General features: G+C 56.0%; 4 protein-coding genes and 1 pseudogene. All 5 read right to left on the bottom strand.

Annotated elements, in window-relative coordinates; all coding sequences use genetic code 11:
* Positions 1 to 394: 394 nt before the first annotated feature.
* The 5 genes and pseudogenes from AUK29_05725 to AUK29_05705 all read right to left on the bottom strand — a co-directional run bounded on the left by AUK29_05725 (position 395) and on the right by AUK29_05705 (position 5,901).
* The gene (locus AUK29_05725) at positions 395 to 1,597 is read right to left on the bottom strand and encodes an argininosuccinate synthase (GenBank protein OIP63932.1); all 1,203 of its coding nucleotides are present in this window, start codon (positions 1,595 to 1,597) and stop codon (positions 395 to 397) included.
* A complete protein-coding gene (locus AUK29_05720) occupies positions 1,594 to 2,526 on the bottom strand; it encodes an ornithine carbamoyltransferase (GenBank protein ID OIP63931.1) in 933 nt (310 codons plus the stop codon). Before AUK29_05720 ends, AUK29_05725 begins: the two co-directional genes overlap by 4 nt.
* 303 nt (positions 2,527 to 2,829) lie before the next feature.
* Complete coding sequence (locus AUK29_05715; GenBank protein ID OIP63930.1) at positions 2,830 to 4,044, bottom strand: aspartate aminotransferase family protein; 1,215 nt, start codon at positions 4,042 to 4,044, stop codon at positions 2,830 to 2,832.
* A 254-nt stretch (positions 4,045 to 4,298) separates the two neighbouring features.
* Complete coding sequence (locus tag AUK29_05710) at positions 4,299 to 5,201, bottom strand: acetylglutamate kinase (protein OIP63929.1); 903 nt, start codon at positions 5,199 to 5,201, stop codon at positions 4,299 to 4,301.
* 294 nt (positions 5,202 to 5,495) lie between these two features.
* Positions 5,496 to 5,901, bottom strand: a pseudogene (locus tag AUK29_05705) (HslU--HslV peptidase ATPase subunit).

Raw genomic sequence — 5,901 nt, 5'->3', positions numbered from 1 at the left:
GGCACCCTTGACCTCTGATGTTTTTAGCACTTCACTCGGCCCCTTGAATCCTTGGACCCTCGGACCCTCAAGTCTTGAAAAGCACTTCACTTGACCCCTGGAATCCTTGACCCCTTGACCCCTGATGTTTTCACCCACTCTTTTGGAGATGAACCAAAAAAAAATTAAGATGCTAAGCGGCCGTATTCGTAAATACGGTAGTATTCGAGGGCCGCAAGGCGGCCTTCTCTCCGTTCCGCTCCTTGCGGTGTACCAGGGGGGTACGCCTCAGTCGCGCGCGGAGATGAAACCGCCTTGCGACCCTCTACCGGTAAACCGAGTACAAGTCGGTACGTTACCATATTTACGAACTGGACCACTAAGGGAACCAGCAAGAATCCGCAATTTTATGGATCTACTTCTCCCTCATCTTGCGGATCCGGAGCCTGAGGGCATTGAGCTTGATGAATCCTTCAGCATCCTGCTGATTATAGACCTGATCCGCCTCAAAGGTCGCGTATCCGGGATGATAGAGAGACCGGTCCGATTTCCTCCCCAGTATTGTACAGTTCCCCTTGTAGAGCTTGAGCCTGGCCGTGCCCGTGACGCCTCGCTGCGCCTCCTGCATGGTCTTTCTCAGGAGATCCATTTCCGGGGAGAACCAAAACCCATTGTAGATCAGCTCGGCAAACTTGGGGATCAGGGCGTCCCTTAAGTGCATGACCTCCCGGTCCATGGTGATCGACTCCACGGCCCGGTGGGCGGTATGCAGGATGGTTCCGCCCGGCGTCTCGTAGACTCCCCGGGACTTCATCCCCACGAAACGGTTCTCCACCAGGTCCAGTCGTCCGATGCCGTGGATGCCGCCGAGACGGTTGAGTTCGGACAGAAGCGCAGCCGGGGAAAGGGCCTTGCCGTTTACGGCGGTGGGTATCCCGTCAACAAAGTCTATCTCCACGATTTCGGGAGTGTCCGGGGCCTTCTCCGGTGAGACCGTGAGGACAAACATGTCCTCGGGCGGCGGAGACCAGGGATCCTCCAGGATCCCCCCCTCAAAACTGATGTGAAAGAGATTCCGGTCGCTGCTGTAGGGCCTTTGCTTGGTCACGGGGACCGGGATCGAACGGATTTTGGCATAGGCGATCAGGGCCTCACGGGAATTCATGTCCCATTCCCGCCAGGGGGCCACCACGCGGATCTCAGGGTTCAGGGCATAAGCCGAAAGCTCAAATCGGACCTGGTCGTTTCCCTTACCCGTGGCCCCGTGCGCAATGGCATCGGCCCCTTCCTGTTCCGCGATCCGGATCAGGTATTTGGCGATCAGCGGCCGGGCCAGGGAGGTTCCCAGGAGATAACCTCCCTCGTACACGGCGTTCCCCTGCAGGGCCGGAAACACATAGTCACGAACAAACTCTTCCCGGAGATCCGAAACAACAGCCTTGGAGGCCCCGGTCTCTCTGGCTTTTTCCTCGATCCCCGTGAGCTCTTCTCCCTGCCCGAGATCGGCGGTAAAGGTGATGACCTCGCACTTGTAGGTCTCCCTGATCCAGCGTACGATCACGGACGTGTCAAGACCGCCGGAGTAGGCGACCACGATCTTTCGGATCTTCTTCTTCATTTCCTCATCTCTCCCATTAAAAGTTCCAGCACGGCCTTCTGGGTATGGAGCCGGTTCTCCGCCTCATCCAGGACCACGGAGTGCGGTCCGTCGATGATCTCGCCTGTGACCTCTTCACCCCGGTGAGCCGGGAGGCAGTGCATGAACAGGTAGCCGGGATCTGCATGTCTTGTTAATGCGTCATTGACCTGGTATTTTCTGAAGGCCTTCAGCCGTTGGTCATGTTCTTTTTCCTGTCCCATACTGGTCCAGACATCGGTGGAGATAATCCGGGCCCCGGTCACCGCCTCCACGGGGTCCTGGGTGATCAGAATCCTGGCCCCCGTATGCCGGGCCTCCTCTATGGACTCACGGGCGACCGTCGCATCAGGCCCATACCCCGGAGGCGAGGCCACGGAGAGGTGGATTCCAAGTTTGGCCGCGCCGTGCAGCCAGGAGTTGGCCATATTGTTTCCGTCGCCGATATAGGCTGCCTTGAACCCTTCAAGGGACCCGATCCGTTCCCTGATCGTGAAGAGGTCGGCCAGGGTCTGGCAGGGATGGAGCAGGTCGGTCAGTCCGTTGATCACGGGGATATCGGCTACTTTGGCCAGCTCCTCCACGTCCGACTGTTTATAGGTCCGGATGACGATCCCGTCGATGTAGCGGGAAAGGACCTTGGCGGTATCGGCAATGGACTCCCCGCGTCCGAGCTGGAGATCTTTGGAACTCAGAAACAGGGCATGGCCGCCGAGTTGAAGGATCCCCACCTCGAAGGAGACCCTCGTCCTCGTGGAGGACTTTTCAAAGATCATCCCCAGGCATTTCCCGAGGAGAGGCTGATAGGGGATGCCGGCCTTGTGCTTTTTTTTCAGGCCTGCGGACCTCTCCAGGATCAGCTCGATATCCTCTCGGCTCAGGTGATGAAGGGATAAAAGGTCTTTTTTCATATACAAGCTCTCAGCAAATTGCAAAGGCCACACATCATTATTTTAGGTTCTTCTACCATTTAGTAGATAAAAAGGATCCAAGGGTTCCAGGGTTCAAGGGTTCAAGTGAAATACTGAAACGCAAGCAAAATCTCCAGAGAAAAACACCGGCACCCTTGACCTCTGATGTTTTTAGCACTTCACTCGGCCCCTTGAATCCTTGGACCCTCGGACCCTCAAGTCTTGAAAAGCACTTCACTTGACCCCTCGAATCCTCGACCCCTTGACCCCTTATGTTTTCACCCACTCTTTTGGAGATGATCCTTATTTTAAAGCGAAATCTCCGACTTGAAAAATCTCGTCCAGCGCCTCCATGAGCAGATCGATCTCCTCATCCCTGATGATCAGCGGAGGCAGGAACCGGAGCACATTGCCGTTGGTGCAGTTGATCAGGAATCCTTTTTCCATGCAGGCCTTGACTATCGGCGCACCCTCAACCGTGATCTCCATCCCGATCATGAGTCCGAGGGCGCGGATCTCCCGGATGACCGGATGGGTCTCCTTGATTTTGAGCAGCCGCCCCTGAAAATAATCTGAACGGGCCTTTACGTTTTCCATGAACCCGGGGGAGAGGAGTGTCTTCATCACCGCGATACCGGCTGCACAGGATAGGGGATTGCCTCCGAAGGTGGAGGCGTGCGTCCCCGGCGTGAAGCTCTTGGCGACTTCATCCCGGGCCAGCATGGCCCCGATGGGGATCCCTCCGGCCAGGGATTTGGCCAGGGTCATGATATCGGGCCAGACCCCGAAATGTTCGCAGGCAAAGAGCCGGCCCGTTCTCCCCATGCCGCACTGCACTTCATCAAAAATCAGGAGGGCGCCGCGTTTTTCACAGATGGACCGAAGGGCCGGCAGATAGTCAAGACTTGCCACATTGATCCCCCCTTCTCCTTGCACCGGCTCCACCAGGACAGCGCAGGTTTTGCCGTCAACGGCCTTTTCCGCGGCCCGGATGTCGTTGAAGGGAATATACCGGAACCCAGGCACAAGCGGCTCAAACCCCTTGTGAAACTTTTCCTGTCCCGTGGCCGTGAGCGTGGCCAGGGTCCTGCCGTGAAAGGACTGCGTCATGGTGATGATCTCGAACCGATCCGGCTCCCCCCGGTCTTTCGCTGCCTTCCGTGCCAGCTTGATCGCGGCCTCGTTGGCCTCTGCCCCGCTGTTGCAGAAAAAGACCTTGTCTGCAAACGAATGCTCGACCAGAAGGCGGGCCAGCTCGGCCTGAGGTTCGATATGGTACAGATTGGAGACGTGCAGGAGCTTTTTGGATTGTTCCTGGATCGCCTGCAGGAGCGCAGGATGGCCGTGCCCCAGCCCGTTTACGGCAATGCCGGCCAGAAAGTCAATATAGCTCTTTCCGTCCGCGTCGAAGACCCTGCTCCCCTCGCCCCGGACAAGCGCCACGGGAACCCGGGCATAGGTCTTCATCAGATACTTCTCCGAGGCTTCGATGATCTGCTGCTGCGTTGGTATTTTCATGGTCCGCTTCTTCAGATTCCCATCTCCGACCTTGGGACGAGGGATACTTCGCTCCCCGGCATAGGAGAGAACTCCTGATCTCCCCTCCCTCGATGGCCTATGGCTCGGGGCCAACGGCTCATAGAGGAGGGGACTAAGGGGAGGGTGAAACGATGTATTGCCCACCCTCTCCCTCACCCTCTCCCATCAAAGGGAGAGGGAATGAATACCTGGGTCTTCAGGTTTTCGAGTATTTCTCTCCTCCCTTTAGACCATCATTTCTTCTTCCGGTTCCTGTTCAGGATGATCTCGGTGCCCACGCCTCCCCGGGTAAAGAGCTCCAGCAGCACGGCATGCTTGAGCCGTCCGTCAATGATGTGCGCCTTGCACACACCGGCGTTCAAGGCATTGAAGCAGGCCGTGACCTTGGGGAGCATGCCCGATGTGATGGTTCCATCTTTTTTCATCCGCTCGATTTGACTCTTGGTCGCCGTCTGGACCAGTTGCCCCTTTTTGTTTAGGATCCCGGGAACGTCGGTCAGCAGGATCAGCTTTTCGGCACAAAGGGCTGCCGCGATGCTTCCAGCCGCCAGGTCGGCATTGATATTATACGAATCCCCGTTTTCCCCCTCTCCGACAGGGGCGATGACCGGGATGAATCCGCTCTGCTCGGTCACCCGGATGATCTCCGGGTTGACCTCCTCCACCTCTCCGACCTTGCCCAGGTCGATGATCTCCGGGACCCCGGTCTCAGGAGAGGGCTTTTTCACGATCATCTTCTTTGCCCTGATCATGCGGCCGTCCTTGCCGGTCAGCCCCACGGCTTTTCCGCCGTTGTTATTGATCAGAGAAACAATATCCTTGTTGATCTTGCCGCCGAGGACCATCTGGACGATGTCCATGGTCTCCTCATCCGTGACCCGCTGGCCCAGGATGAACTTCGGGATCTTCCCCATCTTCTTCATGATTTTGCCGATCTGGGGGCCTCCGCCGTGCACGATCACCGGGTGGATTCCCACATACTTCATGAGGATGATGTCCAGGACAAAGACCCTTTTTAACTCCTCGTTGATCATGGCACTCCCGCCGTACTTGATGACGATGGTCTTTCCCTCAAACCTCCGGATATAGGGGAGGGCCTCGATCAGAACGTCGGCGGTCCGCAGAAATTTTTTCATGATTTTCCTCGGCTCATTTCATCGCATTGCCGAAACCTAACCACAGAGAAATCCTTGAATATTAATAAGGATAGACAAGATTTATACTCAACGTCTTAAATGATTGTGCATTATCTTCAAAGTATATTATACAGAATGACCAAAGTTTTAGGCTGTTTGTCATTGTCCGGCTTGACCGGACAATCCAGTTTGAATAGCTGGATTCCCCGATCGAGTCGGGGAATGACAAGGTGTCGTTTGCTTATGACGCTGTGTATAAATTCTATCCCCCTCTGTGGTTTCATTCTCATCTTTTTACAGAATATACCGCGACAGGTCCTGGTTCTGCACGATATCCTTCAGGCACTGACGGACTGCCTGTCTGTCTATGACCGACTCCCGGGTCTCTGCATCCGGGGCGTTGAAGGAAATATCGGAAAGAAGCTTCTCCAGAATCGTGTAGAGCCTTCTCGCTCCGATATTTTCGGACTGCTCGTTCACCTGAGTGGCGATGACCGCGATCTCTTCGATGCCGTCCGTGGTGAAGGTGAGATGGAACCCTTCTGTCCCGAGCATGGCCATGTACTGTTTGATCAGGGCGTTTTTCGGCTCGGTCAGAATCCGCACGAGGTCCTCCTTGCCCAGGGACTTGAGCTCCACCCGGATGGGAAAACGCCCCTGCAGTTCCGGGATCAGGTCCGAGGGCTTGGAGACATGAAAG

It is taken from the genome of Nitrospirae bacterium CG2_30_53_67, from assembly GCA_001873285.1.
In the GTDB taxonomy this organism is placed as follows: domain Bacteria; phylum CG2-30-53-67; class CG2-30-53-67; order CG2-30-53-67; family CG2-30-53-67; genus CG2-30-53-67.
This window is presented reverse-complemented; position numbering and strand designations above follow the sequence as displayed.